We start from the raw sequence: 18332 nt of genomic DNA on the forward strand, positions 1-18332 counted from the left end.
CCGTCGTTTCGCTAGCCTGTAACCCGTATCCGTGCACCAGGAGCATATTTGACTACGCCCTGCAGCTGAACTGAACGCACCGTAACGACCTCATTGAGCGTCACGACGTGGCCGGCATTGACTCGAATTTTTTCGCTGGCCACCGGTACGCGGCCAACCGTCCAGGTGGCGGGGCTATTCCAGGCCCCTGACGCTATCGTTTCGCAGGCATCGGAGAACAGGGAGATGGTAGGAAAGTTATGCAGCAACAGATTGTCTGTTTTGGAGCGGCCCGCCCCAAACCAATCGTTGAGAATATCGGCATAGATACGGCGGAAATCGATCTGCATCTTCACGTCTTTATTACCGCCATAGCTCTCGATCAGGTCCGACAGGTTCGGGTTTGTGCCAATGAGCTGATGCCGCACCGACGAGCCAAAAACAAACTGCGGCGCGGCAATACCGTGGTCGGTTCCGAAAGAGGCGTTGGAGTTGGCCCGTCGCCCGAAATCAGAGAAGGTCATGCCCACCACCCGGTCCTGTGTTCCCTGCAACCGAAGATCTTCCTGAAATGAATAAATCGCGTCGGACACTTTGCCCAGCAATTCGGCATGGGTACCTATCAGCGGATTATTATTCTGGATCTGCCCGGAGTGGGTATCGAAGCCGCCTAGCGCCACGAAGAATATCTTGGTCTTCAGGCCACCGTGAATGAGCCGGGCTACTATTTTAAGCTGTTCGGCCAGACTGTTACCGGCATTCTGGGCGGGGTACGTTCCCAGGGTTTGTCCGGCGTCGAAGGCATTCTTGATTTCGCCCGCATAGCCCACAGCCAGCGCCTGCTGCAGTCGGATAAAGGAGATCAATGACCCGGCATCGCCACCGGGTACGTCGCTCGGCGATGTTGGCTCACCAGCCCCTACCAACTGATAAAAGGCCTCGGGGTCGTTAATGGCTACGCCCATCGACTGCTGACTGCCCAGGAGCGCCGTTGAGGTCAGGTACCCGATCTGGATGGCCAGCGGGTCTTCCATCTGGACGTTGGGATACCCCACCGGGTAGCCTGGAAACCGATCTTCCAGATAGCGGCCGGCCCATCCCGTGGTCAGGCTAACATCCGCATCGGCGGCCGTCATCCAGATATCTGTCGATCGAAAATGGGATTGATCTGGATTCGGGTACGATACGGCGTTTATCACCGTCAGTCGCCCGTCGTTATACAGGTTTCGCAGGCCCGTCATGGCCGGATGAAACGCCATCCTGTCTGTTCCCTGAAGCGTAAGCAGCTTGTTCTCTGGAATAGCAATGTTGCTTCGCAGCGTGTTATAAGTCGATAGCTGATCGAGGGGAATTACGGTGTTCAGCCCATCATTCCCCCCGTTGAGGTACACGATCACCAGCACGCGGTCGGTCTTGACAGCACCAGTGCGCATCAGCGACTGCACCAGCGCCGACTGCCGGGTCATGGCTTTCAGGCCAAACCCATTCAGCCTGACAGGAACCGTAAACGCCGTTGAAGCGGCCAGAAACTCTCTGCGAGTCATAGTCAGTAGTCGATAGTCAGTAGTCGATAGGCGCGCTGCCTAGGCACGGTATTGAGTCTGGCAGCGCGACTACCGACTACTGACTAGTTTAAAATACGTGGTATTCAGCCAAGCGTAAGGTGTAGCGCATCAGGTTTTGCAGCCGCCACGTTACGGTATTACGGCGCCAGTTCAGGTCACCGGCATTCGTTGTCAGGGCCGTTCGGTAGGCATTCCATTCAAATCCCCAGGATGTTCGCGGCAGGCTTTGCATCATAATCGTATCGATCAGAAAGTCTTTCTGCGTCTGGTACAGGTCGGTGGCAAACAGGTCGGCAATGAACGCCGTCAGAATCGTTTCGCAACTAATGGCGGGGGTTCCTGTCGGGTTTGTTGCGCTGGGTACGTTGTTGAAGTTCGTCTGCAACGAGGTGGCCCAGGCTAACACATCGATGCCCAGATTGTAGCCGGGCTTCACCTCGAACCAGCGCCAGATCAGCGAATCAGTGAACTCGTTGCGCATGGCGATGGTCGTGGTATTCATCCAGTTTTTCGAAAAGCCTGTCTGGTAATACGGCTCATACCCAAATACCGTGGGTTGGTCGAGCGTGTTCATTTGCAGCTGATCCATCCGCCACTGCATAAAATCCATCAGCTTCCCAAAAGCCACGTAGTCGGTCGTGCTGTTGGGAACAGGCTGATTGAAAAACCGAATCGAACCAACGATCAATTCAGCCGGCGATTTTACGATACAACCCCGGTTTGTGTTATCGAAGAAATGCTGGCTCGTCAGCAGTTTCACCACTACCGGCTGAATGGCGAAATCATTGGATGGCGAGGCGAAAAAGGTAGCCAGCGGCGCAATAACGGCGTCTTCGACGGCCTGGGTTACGTGTGGGTTCACGTACCAGCGATACAGTTTTCGACAGATGAACTTCGCCGTCTGCGGGTGAGCCAGCAGCATGGTCACCAGGTCGGTCAGTTCATCGTCACCGGCGGTGGCGGTGCTGCGTCCGGCAATAGTTGTCTGGCTGTAGTGGCTCGAAAACACTTTGCTGCCCGTATCGTGCCGACCGATGGTAAACGTGGTTGTAAACGACGTTGATCCTTCCGTCCAGAAGTTGGTGTAGTTCCAGCCCGTCAATACGCGGGCAGCGGCTTTCACGTCGTCTTCGGTATAGTTTTTATTGCCGGCGAAGTCAACGGCGCCAACCGTGAATAGCTCCTGCAATTCGCGGGCGTAGTTCTCGTTGGGTTTACCCGCTTCGTTCTCGTTTCCATTCAGAAAACGCAGCATAGCCGGGTCTTTGCTCACGGCAATGACCAAACTCCGGAAATTACCGAGCGCATTGTTCCGCAACAGCCGCAGGTACCGATCAACGAACCGGTAATCATCAACCACGGTGCGGGTGGTTACGAAATGGTTCTGCCAGAACATCGTCAGCTTATCGAGCAGCGCAGGGCCGCCGGTTTGCTGGCTCATCAGCCCCAGCCACCAGTATTTGATGGCATACCCAAACTGGAAGTTACGTCCGCCGTTGAACGGTTTATCCAGAAACGATTGGCCGGCCCCCGGCTGGTCGGCGTCTACCTCTACGGGTGGCGGCGGATTGTAATTACCGTTACTGATAAGCGTCTGAACAGCCTGTGCAGCAGTCTGGCCCACAAATGCCGTGATTTCGGCGGGTGTTGGCCCGAATGTGGCCCGGCGAAGTAGGTGCGCTGCCGTAACGCGGGTTAGCGGAACGGTATACGGATCTAAAACAGCCATTCAGTTGGATAAGCCACAGCTCTGGTCAGGTTAATTGATAGGGCTGTTTACCAACTATACACGATGGCAGCCAGCCCGGTCAGCCCTACGGGCCAACGTACCTGCACGGCTACTCCAACTTACATGCCAGACTGCTGTAAATACTCAGAATTTCTTTTGCACTACTCAATGCTTTATACGTCGTATAGCATCTTCCGGTCCACCGTCGGGGGGAGCGAACCACGGCGCACCAACTTCATGGCAGCCAGACTGGCCCCGGCACCTGCGCATTCGGCAGGCGTGCATCCATCGAGCCAGGCGGTTAAAAAGCCAGCCCAGTACGCATCTCCTGCCCCCGTGGCATCAACTACAGCCAACGGTTTACCGGGTATTCGCACTACACTGTCCCCGTTGTTGGTCGATACAATACTGCCTTCGGCTCCCAGGGTCATGCAAACGAGTTTGGCTCCCAGCTTATGAAAATCGGACCGTACCTGTTCGGGCGTTTGTGGCGAGCCGTAGAGGCGTTCAGCATCGTCTTCGCTTAGTTTCACCAACGTACCCAGCGAGCAATAATCGGTCAGGACCTGCCAGGCCTTGTCGCGGTCGGGCCAGATACTGGGCGCATAGTTGGCGTCGATGCTGATCTGTGCACCAGCAACGGCAGCACGACGGGCCGCATCGACAATGGTGTCCTGAGCAGGTTTCCGGCTCAGGGCAAAACAGGTGGTATGGAACAACGCTACCTGATCCAGCAACTGGTCAGACAAGTGGTTGGGGTGAAGCTGACAGTCGGCCGTTCGATAGGCAATAAAATCGGGGGTTCCTTTTGTACGCGACACCACTACCAGGCTTGTTGGTTCGCTGTCGTGAACAGCGATGTGGCTGACGTCAATACCTGTTTCGGCCACTTTCTGAATCAGAAAAGCCCCTAGATTATCATCACCAACGCAGGCCACCAACGCAGCCTGATTACCCAGCCGGGCCATATTCGCGGCCATGTTGGCAGGCGACCCACCCTGAAAGCGCGAAAAATCGGCGGCATCGAACAGACTTTCTGAAAACGATTGGCCAATGAAATCAGCCAGTAGTTCACCGACAGATAGAATGAGTTGTTTCGATGTGAGGGTCATAGGTAGAGCCGGAACAAAGTACGCACACACGTGAAGTTGAGGGTACGAAAATAGACTTGTTTTTAACGAACATGTCCCGTTCCGAAAAAATATACAGCAACGTACCCAGCGTTTTCGGGCAAGAAATCGTCTTTGTCTATACTACGATTTACTCAGCAGAATTATGAAGATGACACACCGATTATTGCCCCGTATGCAACGGGTGCTTATACTGAGCCTGCTGGTGGGGCTGGTCAGTCGCTGCACACAGCAGGCAGTAGACAAGCAGGCCGACGGCCCTTGCCGAATCAGGCAGGTCGACATAAAAGAAACGGCGCGCCAGGGGACCAGAACGCTCGAAGAAAACACCGATCAGACCACGTATGACTACCATGCCTTGGGGCGAATTAGTCTGATGGCCCGCCGCTACGAAAAACACCTGGCCGGACAGTCTGCCGTTGTGTATAGCTACGCGGAAACCAGCAGCTACGCGTATGACAAGGATGGCTTCCTGACTGCTCAATCATCAGAAGCCCGCTGGCAACCCGTCGATAATCAGGCAAGCACCAATACGAATACGTTGCAGTCTACCTATGCCTATACAAATGGCCGACTGACCCAGCAGGTCAATCTTCGGACCAACCGGTATGGCTTGCAGACCAAAATCGTCAGCACATACACCTATGATGCAACTGGCTCGTTAACAACCCGGACAGATGAAACAACGTACCCGGCTATTCCGGCTACAGCACCGGAAAAGCCTGCTTTCCCGAATGGCATTACTGCTGTGTGGACGTATCAGAATGGCAAGGCGGTTGACTATGTAGAAAAGCTGGATGGCGGTGTAGATGTACGTCCATACACATTTCAGAATGGCTTTCTCCAGACACAAACGGGGTCTAATTATCGGACCCTTTTCACCTACGACAGCCAGGGGCATTCGGTGAAGCAGGAGTTTTGGGTAAATGGGCAGTTAAATTCCTATACAGAATATACGTATACGCAGGATAAGTTACCCCCCGGATTGACCCCTGGCCATTTTAAAGGGTTCCCAACGGTGACCAATACCGCTGGCGTGGCGGGTGTAATGCGTACGGCGGCTTACTATAACAGTACGCCTGCGGGCGTGCTGATGAGGTCGAGCAGTACGCAGGTTCAGCACAAGCTGACGGGTGCCGGTTATCTGCAATCGTCCGATCAGGCGACAACTACGTATCAGAACGAAGCGGGTGTGGTGTTGAACCAGTTTACGACCACGACGATGTACACATACGACGGATCTTGTGACTAACGCCACGACAGCCAGCCTGATTGATGGATGCCGACGGGGGCAAGAGGCAGCTATGAGCGCGTTTTATGAGCGCTTCTATCCGTATGCCTTGTCAGTCTGCCTGGCCTACGCTGGCAACCGCGAAGATGCCCGTGAATTGCTCAACGATGGGTTCATGAAGGTCTTCAGGCGTATTGGGGACTTACAGAACGAAGCCTCGCTGAAGTCCTGGCTGCGCACAATCATGGTAAACACAGCCATTGATCAGTACCGACGAACGAAGCAGGCCCCCACCGTGTCGACCGACCAGATTGAACAGGTTGTGGCCGAGCCCTATCAGAACGATGAAGCCATTCTGGCCCAGCTTTCTGCTGAACATATCCTAGACGTGATCCACCGCTTGCCCTCGGCCTACCGCATGGTCTTTAGCCTGTATGTGCTGGAAGGTTTTTCGCACCGCGACATTGCCAGTCAGTTGCACATCGCCGAAAGTACCTCGCGTGCCCACCTCACCGAAGCCAACCGGTTGTTGCGCCGCACGCTGACTTCACAAACGAACCACGCCCATGAACAGCACCGACGATAAACCATTGCACGACTGGGTACGTCAGTCGCTGGACGGATACCAGCCAGCCTATGACCCTCAGGACTGGCTTCTGCTCCGGCGGCAACTTCGTCGGCGAAAGTGGCGCACGGGGATACTTGTAGTTTGCCTGTTGCTACTGGCGGGCGGCGGGTATGTCATTAGCTTGAAGGCGGTGGATAATCCAGCCACCAGCCGAACCAGTCAACAAGCGAGTACGTCAGACGCCGTTTGCTCACCAAGCCGAGGAAATCACCTCGCAGCATCTTCCCCAAAACGGCAGGTAGCCAGCACCACACCCACGAAACCAGCACACACGCTGCCGGGCACTACACGAGTATTGGCCGCCGTTACCCGCTCTCGGCAAAGTGTGACGGGCCTTCCACCGACCATCCGGGTACGTCCCATCCAGCAAGTCGTGCAACCCGTTTGGCAGTGGCCAGCGGTTACTTTTCATACGCTGTCACCAGGTGAAGTGGCCCTTGAAGAGAAGCTGCTATCGGGCAATACCGGGGCTGATTCGACCGTGTTTGCAGCGCTGACCCGCAATTTGCGGCGCTGGCCTAATGCAGTGGTGGTTTGTGACCTGACCACCAGCATGGATTCCTTCGCCGCGCAGATATACGCCTGGTTTCGCCACAATAGCAAAAGTCCACAGGTTCAGGGCACAGTCTTTTACACTGACTGCGATAGCCTGGGCCACGAGACACGCCCCAACGGGCCAGCGGGCATGTTCTTCGTTACCCGCGAACGTGATCCGCGTCGAGCCCTGCCCACGTTACTGGCCGCCGCCCGCAACACGATCAACAACCAGTTTGGGCCGGAAAACGTAGTGGAGGCCCTGCAGTTTGCGCATCGGGAGTTCCCCAAGGCGCAGCACCTTATTCTCATCGCAGATAACGGAAGCAGCGTGAAGGATATGGCTTTATTGCCTGGCCTCGACGTACCTGTCCATGTGATCGCCTGCGACACGCAAGTCGGCCACGATTACGCGTTTGAACCGGACCAATTTCAAATTGCCAAACAGACTAAAGGCAGCCTGCATACCCTTGATGACGATATTGAACTCGATCAGCTTTCCAACAATACGTTTGTGCGGTTGGGAACAACGTATTACAGGTACGTTGCCCGAAAAGGGCGGTTCGTGAAAACCAATTTCCAACACCGGCCTATCCGGCTGTTCGGTATCAATTGGTGAGTTGTGCAAGGTCCTAAAAAAAGAGCCTGGTGGTTGACCAGGCTCTTTTTTTAGGACCTTGCACTGACTGAAACCTATACCGCGCGGTTCTCTTTGACCAGGAAGCAGGAAGCCGCCGCGGCCAGCATACAGACACCAGCCAGTACCAGCGCATTTCGCGGGTCGTCGCCGAGTAATGTCTTGTAGAAGAGTGGCACGGTGAGCATACCGACGAACTGCGGCACGCAGATGAAGCCGTTGAAGATGCCCATATACACCCCCATTCGCTCTTTGGGAACGGCACTCGCCAGCAGCAGATACGGCATCGACATGATTGATCCCCAGGCCAAACCGATTACCGACATACCGATCAGGTAGACCAGTTTATCGTTTGAGGTCAGCGTTAAAAAGAAGCCAACCGCCCCCAGGCAGAGGAACAGCGCGTGGGTAGCCCGTGCACTGCCAATTGCTTTGGCAATACGCGGAATAAAGACCGAAATAATGGCACAGGTGATACTGAACATGGCAAAACAGAGACCACCCCATTTTGTACCCGCTTCAAAACCAGCCGGGTTCGAGGTAGCATTGGGCGCATCGAACGCGTATTTGGCTACGGCCAGCGACAGGTATTGCCACATCAGTGGCAGGCCATACCAGGTAAAGAATTTGACCCACCAGAGCTGTTTCATCACTGTCGGCATAGACGAAAGCGACGCCAGCACTTCCTTGAAAACGGGCAGCATCAGCACCAGATAGCCACCTGCCATTACGCCCAGCGCCCACTTCAGGCCATTGGCAAAACCGCCGGCTCCGTAAGCAAAACAAAACGCCAGCACAGCGGCTCCCACAGTCAACGCCAGATGCCAGAATGAGATCGACTTTTTCTCTTCGTCAGTAAAAACGTGTGCTTTTTTGTAATCTTCGTTAACCGGTGGGTATTCCTTCGTGGTGCGCATGGTCCAGAACACCGAAATCAGGATGGATGCCCCACCGATGTAGAACGGATACCGTACGGAGTTGGGAATGCCGTTGGTCAGTTGTGATTCAGACATGACCATGGATATGCCAATCAGGGGAAGCAGATAAGGCATGACATTGGCCAGCGTTTGGCCAAAGCCCACCATAAACGATTGCACAGCAAAGCCGGTTGGCCGTTGTTTATCATTCAGCATATCGCCTACAAAGGCCCGAAATGGCTCCATGGCTGAATTCAGGCCCGCATCGAGCATCCACATCAGGCCGGCGGCCATCCAGATTGACGATGAATTGGGCATCAGAATCATGGCGATACTACCCACCAGCGCCCCCACCAGCACAAACGGTTTCCGTCGGCCCCAGGTAGGCGACCAGCTCCGGTCCGATACGGCCCCGATGATCGGCTGTAGCAACAGCCCGGTGAGCGGTCCGGCAAGCCACAGGCCGGGAATCGACGATTCATCGGCCCCCAGGTAGCGATAAATGGGGCTCATGTTGGCTTGTTGCAGTCCGAAACCATATTGAATACCCAGAAAGCCGAAACTCATGTTCCAGATCTGCCAGAAACTCAGCGTTGGTTTAGCGGATGCCTGCGCGGTAGACGGTGCGCGTTCAGTTTGCATAGGTTTGTGTGTTGATCAGCACCGATCTATTCAGCCGAAAACAAGACTAGTCGACAGCGCTGATATGGTAACGAAATAAAGAACAATAATACACAGACCATTGCATGATTCGGCGAAGGAGTTGGGTTATTTTCTTACCTTAGAGGATACGATTATCTTTTTTATTCTCTGGGAACAGGTTTAATCCAAGCGCTGCTGAATTTCGTTTATTGATAGCCTATTTCCTGTTTACCCGCTCGTTATGTCGCTTTTTACGTTCATTTTCTCACTCTGGCAGCTCACTGCGGCCACACCGCCTCCGGCCGATTCGGCCGTGGTGGTCAGGTCGGTGACACTGGTGGGCAATGCACGTACCCGCGACCGCATCGTGCTGCGCGAAATGGCCCTCCGTACCGGCGATACACTGCGACGCGCCGAACTGGCAAAGAAAGTAGCCTGGGATCAGCGAAAAATCTGGAACACAAACCTGTTCATTTCTGTCGATGTGGCAACGGCCGAAGACACGACCGGCCCGCAGGGAAATCGGCCCGTCGATGTGATCGTAACCATGAAAGAACGATGGTACATCTTTGTCGTACCAATCTTCGAGCTGGCCGACCGGAACCTGAACGAGTGGTGGTATGACCGGGGCCACGATCTGCGCCGAACCAACTACGGCCTGCGACTCGACTGGAAGAATTTTACCGGCCGGAATGACAAGCTGACGGCCGTGGCACAGACAGGCTTTACCCCCAAATATATCCTGGCCTACGATCGCCCCTATATCGATAAAGCCCAACGGATAGGTGTGAACGCTGACTTTTATTACGCTACCAATCGCGAAATTGCTTACCGTCCGTTCCTCGACAAATGGGAATACATTCGTCCGGCGGGCCTCACAACTCTACGGACCCGACTCACGACCAGTGTTGCCGTAACCCGCCGCGATGGCTTCTACCATTTCCACGAACTGGAGGCGCGCTATACCAGCAATACCATTGCCGATACGGTAGCCCATCTGAATCCCGACTATTTTCTGGATGGACGTACCCGGCAGCAGTTCGTAACCCTGACTTACAACTACCGATACGATCGCCGCGATAACGTAGCCTATGCCCTTCAGGGTACGTTGCTGACTGCCATGTTTGCGCAGTCGGGCTGGTTGCCCAATGCCGACCTGCACCAGACCGATCTGCTACTGGGCGTCAGTCGGTACTATCCGTTGGGGAAAAGGTTCTTTGCGGCCAACACAGTCCGTTTCCGAAACGTTTGGGCCAACCGTCAGCCCTATTATGGTATCCGGGGACTGGGGGTTGGCGATGACGTTATTCGGGGCTATGAACTCTATGTTATTGAGGGGAATCGCTACGGTGTATTCAGGAATAATATTCGTTTCCGGCTATTCGACGTAAAGAAGGAATGGAAATGGATTCCCCTGCGGCAGTTTAGTACTGTACCTATTGCCGCTTATCTATCATTAATCGCCGACGCCGGGTACATCTCCAGCAACATCGCCGAGAAATACCAGAGTCGCCTGGCTAATCGCTGGCTGTACAGTGCTGGCCTTAGCCTCGATGTTGTCACCTACTACAACATGGTTTTCCGATTCAGTACGGTGGTGAATGCGCAACGCGAAACGGGTTTTTTCCTCAACATCCAGCGTGAGTTGTAGTTTCGCATCATGAAACGCCTTCTTATCTTTTTAAGCATCGCCAGCTTTGCTGCTGCCTGTACCAGCCGCCAGCACACCGATGCCACCACCGGCGGCACTACAGCCGTCGTTGACTCGGTTGCTGCTCCCGCATCGGTGGCTCTCCAGCTTTCTGCCGCCCTACAGGGCCTGGGCCTGACGCCCAACCACGATTGGCGGCAAGTGAATCTGGGCGATGAGTTTAATGCAGCTAAAGCGACTGAAAAGGCCGAAGCGTTTGAACAGGACGCCGGTCACATTGGCTACTCGCAGGAATTCGACAATCTGGAGTCGGTTGACTATCAGTATTTCCAGGCCAATAATAAAGTCACAGCTATTCAGGTTGATCTATACCTCAATAGCGCCAATGCCGTGAAAACCTATCAACAGGAGCTAACAACGTACCTGAATGCCCGCTACGGAACGGCCTCAGTCAGCGCAGGCATGTCCACCTGGAAAAGTGGGAACGTTGTGTTGAAAGACGTCTCAAAAGGTAAAGATTTCGGCCTGAAACTGACGATAAAATAGCAGAATGATGGTACGCGGATTAGTCGGATAAAAGAGATTCGCGCCCATTATTGCATACAAGCGGAACTAGCCCGGTTAAACCCAACAAGCCGCGCGAATCCCTTTTATGCGGGCTAATCTGCGCCCTGTTCTTATTTAGGGAAAGTAATTTTGAACGTAGTTCCCTGCCCCATTTCGCTGTCTACTTCGATATGACCGCGGTGGCTGGTGATGATATTCTGGGTGGCGGTCAGGCCCAATCCCATGCCGCTTTGTTTACCCGTAAAGAACGGGTCGAACAGCCGTTGGATATTTTCCGGTGCAATGCCACTTCCATTATCCCGAATAATGACGCACACCTGCGTATCATCAATACACAAGGTATCGACCCATAGTTTACCCTGGCCAGGTTCCATAGCCTCTACAGCGTTGATCAGGATGTTGGTCAGGGCCATACGTACCTGTTCACGATCTAACGGAGCGATGCAATCCTGCGTAGTATAGTTCGTTGTCAGCTGCATCTGTTTCAGCTTAATACGGTCAGTGACAAAGCCAAGTGTATCCCGAACCACATCGTTCAGATCCTGCGGCTTACGATCCAGCTCGCGGGGTTTCGATGAATTCAGCATATCGGTTATCAACGTGCTGATCCGGTCTACATTTCGCCCGATAATGTCGGTATACAACTGGGTATCTTCCTGGTTATCGCCTAGTTCATCGCACAGTTGATCCAACGCCAGACTTAGGTTCGTCAACGGATTTCTAACTTCGTGAGCAATGCTACGCGCCAGCTTACCCGTCATTGTCAATTTCTCGGCAATGATCAGTTCCTGCTGCGCCTTTTTCTGTTCCGTGATATCCCGAACAATACCCTGGTACCAAACCGGCCGGCCGGCAGCATCGTCAACAGCCCATACCGATATCAGACAGATTCGCTTGCGCCCCTCTTTGCTGACGATAGTGGTCTCGAAATCTTTGATCTGGTTAAACTCCCGTACTGAAAAACGCAACTGCCGCAAGGCGTCGAGCCGATCGAACAGGCGAGCGGGATTTATTTGTAGTAGTTCGTCGCGTTTATAACCCAGCAGCTTTTCAACCGATGGATTTACATCCCGAAAATGCATGTGGCTGTCGGCCACGAAAATGGCATCGAATGACCGCTCAAATAACGACCGATATTTTTTCTCCTGTTCAACTGATTTAGCCAGTGATTCAGCTTGCCGAAGGGCATAACGCACACTTCGTCCCAACAGTTGTGCATCGATTCGGCCTTTAACCAGGTAATCAGACGCGCCAATGGCCATGGCTGAATAATCAATCGACTGATCATCCTGACCTGTTAGCAGAATCATAGGGGCCTGGCAACCAGCATCTGTTGCTTCCTGAATGAGTTCAATGCCGGTTCGTTCGCCCAGGCGATAGTCAATCAGGTATACATCATAATCATTGGCCGTTATTCGCTCGAACGCTTCGTCGTACCCCTCTACCCAATCGAGTCGAAGATTGCGGTTTTCAGGGGCGCTCATGAGTGTGCGCGTTAGGATGTAATCATCTTCATCGTCCTCAACCAGCAGTACACGAATGGTCGCTGCTTTATCAGATACGTCAGTATTTGGCAGGATGACGGCAGTATTCATAAATTTTGTTGAGCAAAAGGTAAATAGAACGTGAGCGTACTCCGTAAAGACGAATGCACATCAGGAGAGGTCACGTGTTAATCTGGTAATTGCACGGTTTCAAGCCAGTAATATTTCAGCGAGCTGACTACCTCTACTAACCGGTTGAAATTATGTGGCTTTACGATGTATGAGTTAACGCCGATGTCGTAGGTCTTAACCACATCGCCGTTTGCTGTTGAGGTCGACATGACCACTACGGGCAAGCGACGTAGCCCTACGTTGCCACGAATTTCAGCCAACGCCTGAAAGCCATTTTTTCGGGGCATATTCAAGTCGAGCAGAATCAAGCTGGGTAGTGGTGCATTGTCTGCTGTAAAGCCATTCTGATGCGTGAGGTAATTCATTAGGTCTTCCCCGTCTTCAACAAATTTCACCTCATGGCGAAAACCGTTGTGCCGCAGTGCTTCGATCATAAATAACCGGTCGTCGGCATCATCGTCTGCAATAAGGATTGTCTTTACGGTAGTTGACGCAGCGTTTATCATGCAAAATAATAGAGTGAGTCTGAGTTACTTATTTTAAAGCTAAGTTAACCAAACCGCATGTCAATTGGCTATGCATTAAACACAATTAATAGCCATCCCTAAGCCTCACTGTTGCCCACATAGCCCGAAAGTGTGGAATGTCGTCCGCAATGGAGGGCAAAAAATAAGTCCTCCGGCGCAAGTGAAGCGCAATTTTCACACAGGTCAACTCATTAATAAACAGCGGCTTACACGGTAATGAACTTTTAGAATCCCTAAACTGGCACAGATTTATCTCCTTACCTTTTTGATTTTGGGTTCAATACGCTTTATCCAACTGTCAAAGTACTTATCTAACAACGTCATGAAAACATCAATCACAACACTCGCCCTGGCATTAGTAACTGCCGCAGGAATTTTGTCGAACAGTACAGAAGCGCAGGCGCAAAGTCGGGCACGCACTGGTATCAAGGGTGGCCTTTCAGCCAGTACACTTCAATTCAACGAAGTCGACTTTTCAAATCGCAAAGAACGCATTGGCTTTCATGCCGGCATCTTTACGCAAATTCCCGTAGGGTCAGCGTTCGCCATTCAGCCTGAGCTACTCTACGTAAACAAAGGTGCTTCCACCAATTACCGGTTCCTGGGTCAGGATAGTCAAGCTTCCTTCAACCTCAACTACATTGACCTTCCAGTTCTTGCCACCTTCAAACTGGGCGATGCCGTCGAGATCCAGGCGGGTCCCTACGCCGGGTATCTGCTCAATTCAGGCGTAAGCAACACAAGTGGCGTTGTGGGCAACTCGGCCATCAATCTGAGCGCCGACCAATTTAACCGGGTCGACTATGGCTTGGCTGGTGGTCTGAACGTCTATTTTGGTCAGGTACTTTTGGGCTTACGGTATTCGCAGGGCCTACAAAAAATTGCGAACACAACGGCGTCGCGGGCTATCTTCGACAATGCCAAAAATGGAGTAGGTCTGCTATCAATCGGCTATAGCTTCAACTAAGTTTGTCTTACTACCTGGCTATCTTTCGTTTTCTGTTGCTCTACATACGTTCCATACCGGATAGGGAAAAACAATGGAAAACGAAAGACAGCCAACTGTAGAATCCTTACAGGTGTATATCGTACGCTTTCAGCTTATTATACAACGTTTTACGGTCGATATTCAGTACCTCGGCCGCCTTAGTCTTGTTGTAACCAGTTTTCTCTAAGACCTTCAGAATGGCAGCTCGTTCGGCATTCTCAGAGACCGACTTGAGGTTCCCTCCCTGCGAAGGGTGCTGCATAATCGGTGGGGAGCCCGGCCGCACTGCATCGACGACGAAACCAGCCGACTCTTCAGCGGATATGTATGTAGGCGATACGATCTCGTGGGGCAACACATCCAGGGTGATATAGTCGCCCTGCGTCAGCAGGACGGCTCGCTTCACTACGTTCTGCAACTCACGCAGATTCCCGTGCCAGTAATAATCCTTGAACTTCTCTCTTGCCTCCTCGTCGAAGCCCAACACCTCTTTTTCCAGTTGTTGATTGGCTACATCCAGAAAATGTTCGGCAAACATCATGATGTCAGCCCGGCGTTCACGGAGTGCGGGCAGATCGATACGAAACTCGTCGAGGCGGTGAAAGATATCTTCGCGAAAACGCCCCTGTCGAACAGCTTCGCGCAGGTCTTCATTCGTGGCGCAGAGTATGCGAACATCGACATTGATGTCGTTGTTACCACCCACCCGTTTGATCTTACGCTCCTGCAGAACGCGTAATAACTTGATCTGATTTTCGTAAGACAGGTTCCCAATTTCGTCGAGAAACAACGTACCTCCATTGGCATACTCAAAGCTGCCCATCTTGTCGGATGTTGCCCCTGTGAAGGCGCCTTTCACGTGCCCAAACAATTCGCTACCGGCCAGTTCTTTCGACAGTGCACCGCAGTCTATGGCAACAAATGGCTTTTCAGCCCGCTTGCTGCTCAGGTGAATGGCATTGGCGACAAACTCTTTCCCCGTTCCTGTTTCGCCGGTGATAATGACCGACATATTGGTTGGGGCGATCAGCTCAATGTGTTTCTGCAACTGCTCGGCGGCCCTGCTTTTTCCGAAGATAAACCGCTTCCCCTGAGGCGCCAATTCATTTCTGCCCGCTTTGGCTGCTTTAACAACCGGGCTTTTTTCTGCCTCAGCAACCGCAGGAGCCGCCGCTTTAACAACAGTGGCGCCCTTCTTATCTATAGCACTTTTAATCGTGTACAGAATTTCATCGGGCAAGAGTGGCTTCGTGACGTAATCAAATGCGCCATATTTCAGAGCCTGCACTGCAATGCGAACATCGGAATAGCCGGTAATAATGATAACAGCGGTGTTAGGGCTAAGCACTTTGATGCGACGAAGCATTTCCAACCCATCCGTATCAGGCAGTTTAAAATCGCATATAACCAGATCATACGATTCTCTACGAAGCAGCGTCAGCCCGTCTTCACCACGTTGCGCTGAAGCTGTTTTGTATTTCTGTTTGGTCAGAAAGCGCTCCAGCAGCACACATATGTCATTATTATCGTCGATGATCAGGATTTTTTCCATAGAAAATACCCGATTCGGTATAGCACCGTCTCGGGGTCGAAGGAAGAATGGTGGACAAGTCTGTGCGTGCTGTTGAGAAGAGCGTTACTATTCTCGCACGAACTATAACAACAGAATACCTACAAAGATGCAGCTAAACTTGTATGGACTCCAATGCTTGTTCTACTGTCTTACGGGTAAATGGCTTACCCATGAAATAATCGGCTCCTTGATCGCTGGCCCGCTTCCGTTCGGCCATACCATCAAACGCACTGATCATTACCACTTTTGGACTCTCAGTCAGTGGAAAGCCAGCCTTAATGGTTGGCAATAGGTCAAACCCAATGCCATCCGGCAAATTCAGGTCAAGAAATATAGCGTCAAAATGCTGACGAGTCAAACACTGCCGACCTTCTTCCAAGTAATGCGCGCATGTAGGCTGGTAACCTAGCCGACGAAGCAACCCAGATAGCAGCAGGCAAATATCAGCCTCATCATCTACTATCAATACATGCTTCGTAGTTGTCATATTGGTATTAATGGCTGATCTGAAGGTATAATTTGTTATCGCCCCTCCTATTCGTGCCCCATTCATAGTATGTCCACGTAAATTGTAACTCTTCGTTGTCAGCTTCTTACTATAAAATATGATGCCTAAATTACGTTTGCCCTGTAATATGCAGCAGCGGTGGGGGTAAATGACCCGTATTGAAGCAGTTAGCTATCTTCGCACAAAGCAACATCAATACCTGACTGATGCACCTCCCGGCCCCATTGGGGAAAAGTGTGGATTTGTTGCCTATCAGGTGGCGCCATATTGGGGAATATATTCTACAATACACACTGGCCCGCCAGAAAGCAGACGTGGCTTGAAAAACGCGATAATCAGCCTATGTGCCTCATTTTCATTCAATGGGCGCCTATTTTTATCTTTCTGATTGAGGTCTGCCGTGAACTGGCACGGAATTTTCAAAAGGAGTATACAGATTGAAAGTTATTCGCTTTCTGATTTACTCAACAACACGAACGTTATGGGAAATTTGCTGTACACTATTGCGGTGATCTTAGTCATCATCTGGGCGCTTGGTTTCTTCGGATTCGGTAGCTTTGGAATGGGGGGATTGATTCACGCTCTACTAGTTATAGCGATCATAGCGGTACTGTTTCGGCTGATTAGTGGGCGTGGCGTTTGAGGCATCTGCCGCTAGCGTAGTTCACTAATCGAACAGGCCACTTCAACATTGATTCTAAACATAGTGGTACGTTTAGGTTTGGTAAGAGTTCGCTCTTATGGTTTCATTTTAGGTTAAGTACAAGTTACGGTGGGTACGGAATCCCTGCGTCAGTTTGAACGCAGGGATTTTTATTTTTAGTCGCGCACGGCACCAGCCGTGTCGTCAGAAAAACCAGGCTGATTGGTTTACTCCTCTTTACAGGGTGATAGAAGTTAACTACACGCACGGCTGGTGCCGTGCGCGACTTTAGAAGCTGTTCGGGTTAGCAAAATCGTCGCGTAGCCGCACCGGCGGACCGGACCCAACAAAACGCTAGATTGTTAGGTCGCTACGCGACGGAAATCATTATGAAGAAAATTATTGACTACAAACATTAGGTCCGGTCCGCCGGTGCGGCTACGCGACGATTTTGAACTCAAACAGCTTCTTAGCCAGTAACAATCCTTTACAGACTCAACATTTCTTTGAACCGGATGGCCTGACGGCGGCTGATCTCGATCTTATCATTACTGCCACGCAACGTAACCAGCAGCCCACCACTAAACCAGGGCTCGATCTTTTCGATCCATTGCAGGTTGATAATATGCTTACGATTGGCCCGGAAATAAGTGGCTGGGTCGAGTCTGTCTTCCAGGGCATTCAGTGATTTCAGCACAAGCGGCTTCTGATCATCAAAGTACAGGCGCACATAGTTACCCATCGACTCAAAAAGCCGCACTTTACCCAGTTTCACAAACCAGCATTTCTCGCCGTCTTTTACAAAGACCTGATCGGCTTCCCCGAGTAGTTTGGTGTGATCTTTAACCGTGCCGGGGCGTTCGGCTATACTGCTCTGGTGCAATTCTTCTTCGACCCGGTGGATCGCCTCGCTCAACCTCGACAGGTCGACTGGCTTTAGCAGGTAATCGAGCGCATTGAATTCAAACGCTTTAATGGCGTATTCGTCGTAGGCTGTGGTAAACACAACCTCTGGTGCTTTCCCTTCAATTGCCTGTAACAGTTCAAACCCATTTTTGCCCGGCATCTGAATATCCAGGAATAACAGGTCTGGCTGAAGTTCCTCAATCATGGGTAGCGCTTCATCGGCATTGGCAGCCTCGCCTACGATATTGACCTTGGGGAAGTTTTCGAGCAGGCGGCGCAGTTCACTGCGGGCGAGCCGCTCATCATCAATGATTATGGTTCTCATAAAAACAGGTGTCAATGAACAAGCAGCAGGTATCAG

Annotated in this window: 16 protein-coding genes; 7 read left to right on the forward strand and 9 right to left on the reverse strand. The window is 52.0% G+C overall.

What is annotated here, in order from left to right:
- Positions 1–11: 11 nt before the first annotated feature.
- From ACAW75_RS21690 to ACAW75_RS21700, 3 genes are all read right to left on the reverse strand, one after another.
- Positions 12–1523: a DUF1501 domain-containing protein gene (locus ACAW75_RS21690; protein ID WP_370730859.1), complete on the reverse strand. Its 1512-nt coding sequence runs from the start codon at positions 1521–1523 to the stop codon at positions 12–14.
- Positions 1524–1611: 88 nt separating this feature from the next.
- Positions 1612–3273, reverse strand: a complete 1662-nt coding sequence (locus ACAW75_RS21695) for a DUF1800 domain-containing protein (RefSeq protein WP_370730860.1) — start codon at positions 3271–3273, stop codon at positions 1612–1614.
- 173 nt (positions 3274–3446) lie between these two features.
- Positions 3447–4385 (reverse strand): carbohydrate kinase family protein, encoded by a 939-nt coding sequence (locus tag ACAW75_RS21700; protein ID WP_370730861.1) that lies wholly within the window; start codon positions 4383–4385, stop codon positions 3447–3449.
- Positions 4386–4554: 169 nt separating this feature from the next.
- Between ACAW75_RS21700 and ACAW75_RS21705 the strand changes: the two genes are divergently transcribed.
- The 3 genes from ACAW75_RS21705 to ACAW75_RS21715 are packed head-to-tail and all read left to right on the forward strand — an operon-like array spanning position 4555 to position 7415.
- Positions 4555–5655: a hypothetical protein gene (locus tag ACAW75_RS21705; RefSeq protein WP_370730862.1), complete on the forward strand. Its 1101-nt coding sequence runs from the start codon at positions 4555–4557 to the stop codon at positions 5653–5655.
- The gene (locus ACAW75_RS21710; RefSeq protein ID WP_370730863.1) at positions 5648–6220 is read left to right on the forward strand and encodes an RNA polymerase sigma factor; all 573 of its coding nucleotides are present in this window, start codon (positions 5648–5650) and stop codon (positions 6218–6220) included. Before ACAW75_RS21705 ends, ACAW75_RS21710 begins: the two co-directional genes overlap by 8 nt.
- On the forward strand, positions 6201–7415 hold the full coding sequence (locus ACAW75_RS21715) for a hypothetical protein (RefSeq protein WP_370730864.1): 1215 nt from the start codon (positions 6201–6203) through the stop codon (positions 7413–7415). Before ACAW75_RS21710 ends, ACAW75_RS21715 begins: the two co-directional genes overlap by 20 nt.
- Before the next feature lie 74 nt (positions 7416–7489).
- Here the strand turns inward: ACAW75_RS21715 and ACAW75_RS21720 are convergent, their stop codons facing one another.
- Entirely contained in the window at positions 7490–8992 is a 1503-nt protein-coding gene (locus ACAW75_RS21720; RefSeq protein WP_370730865.1) for an MFS transporter, read from the reverse strand.
- 241 nt (positions 8993–9233) lie between these two features.
- On the opposite strand from ACAW75_RS21720, the gene ACAW75_RS21725 reads away from it, so the two are divergent.
- Positions 9234–10643, forward strand: coding sequence for a BamA/TamA family outer membrane protein (locus tag ACAW75_RS21725; RefSeq protein ID WP_370730866.1), 1410 nt, complete (start codon positions 9234–9236; stop codon positions 10641–10643).
- A gap of 9 nt (positions 10644–10652) precedes the next feature.
- Positions 10653–11189 (forward strand): hypothetical protein, encoded by a 537-nt coding sequence (locus ACAW75_RS21730; RefSeq protein WP_370730867.1) that lies wholly within the window; start codon positions 10653–10655, stop codon positions 11187–11189.
- A 131-nt stretch (positions 11190–11320) separates the two neighbouring features.
- Here ACAW75_RS21730 and ACAW75_RS21735 read toward each other — a convergent pair whose 3' ends face one another.
- Both ACAW75_RS21735 and ACAW75_RS21740 read right to left on the reverse strand, forming a co-directional pair.
- Positions 11321–12805 carry a hybrid sensor histidine kinase/response regulator gene (locus ACAW75_RS21735; RefSeq protein WP_370730868.1) on the reverse strand — a complete coding sequence of 495 codons (1485 nt, stop codon included), beginning with the start codon at positions 12803–12805 and terminating at the stop codon, positions 11321–11323.
- A 77-nt stretch (positions 12806–12882) separates the two neighbouring features.
- Positions 12883–13332, reverse strand: a complete 450-nt coding sequence (locus tag ACAW75_RS21740) for a response regulator (RefSeq protein ID WP_370730869.1) — start codon at positions 13330–13332, stop codon at positions 12883–12885.
- A gap of 343 nt (positions 13333–13675) precedes the next feature.
- Here ACAW75_RS21740 and ACAW75_RS21745 point away from each other — a divergent pair, with 343 nt between their 5' ends.
- Positions 13676–14320: a porin family protein gene (locus tag ACAW75_RS21745; RefSeq protein ID WP_370730870.1), complete on the forward strand. Its 645-nt coding sequence runs from the start codon at positions 13676–13678 to the stop codon at positions 14318–14320.
- A 106-nt stretch (positions 14321–14426) separates the two neighbouring features.
- Here ACAW75_RS21745 and ACAW75_RS21750 read toward each other — a convergent pair whose 3' ends face one another.
- Positions 14427–15893 carry a sigma-54-dependent transcriptional regulator gene (locus tag ACAW75_RS21750; protein WP_370730871.1) on the reverse strand — a complete coding sequence of 489 codons (1467 nt, stop codon included), beginning with the start codon at positions 15891–15893 and terminating at the stop codon, positions 14427–14429.
- 133 nt (positions 15894–16026) lie between these two features.
- Positions 16027–16401, reverse strand: coding sequence for a response regulator (locus ACAW75_RS21755; RefSeq protein ID WP_370730872.1), 375 nt, complete (start codon positions 16399–16401; stop codon positions 16027–16029).
- A 502-nt stretch (positions 16402–16903) separates the two neighbouring features.
- Here ACAW75_RS21755 and ACAW75_RS21760 point away from each other — a divergent pair.
- On the forward strand, positions 16904–17065 hold the full coding sequence (locus ACAW75_RS21760) for a lmo0937 family membrane protein (RefSeq protein ID WP_370730873.1): 162 nt from the start codon (positions 16904–16906) through the stop codon (positions 17063–17065).
- Positions 17066–17552: 487 nt separating this feature from the next.
- Here ACAW75_RS21760 and ACAW75_RS21765 read toward each other — a convergent pair whose 3' ends face one another.
- The gene (locus tag ACAW75_RS21765; RefSeq protein ID WP_370730874.1) at positions 17553–18296 is read right to left on the reverse strand and encodes a LytR/AlgR family response regulator transcription factor; all 744 of its coding nucleotides are present in this window, start codon (positions 18294–18296) and stop codon (positions 17553–17555) included.
- Positions 18297–18332 lie beyond the last annotated feature (36 nt).

The sequence above is a fragment of the Fibrella arboris genome (genome assembly GCF_041321095.1).
GTDB lineage: Bacteria > Bacteroidota > Bacteroidia > Cytophagales > Spirosomataceae > Fibrella > Fibrella arboris.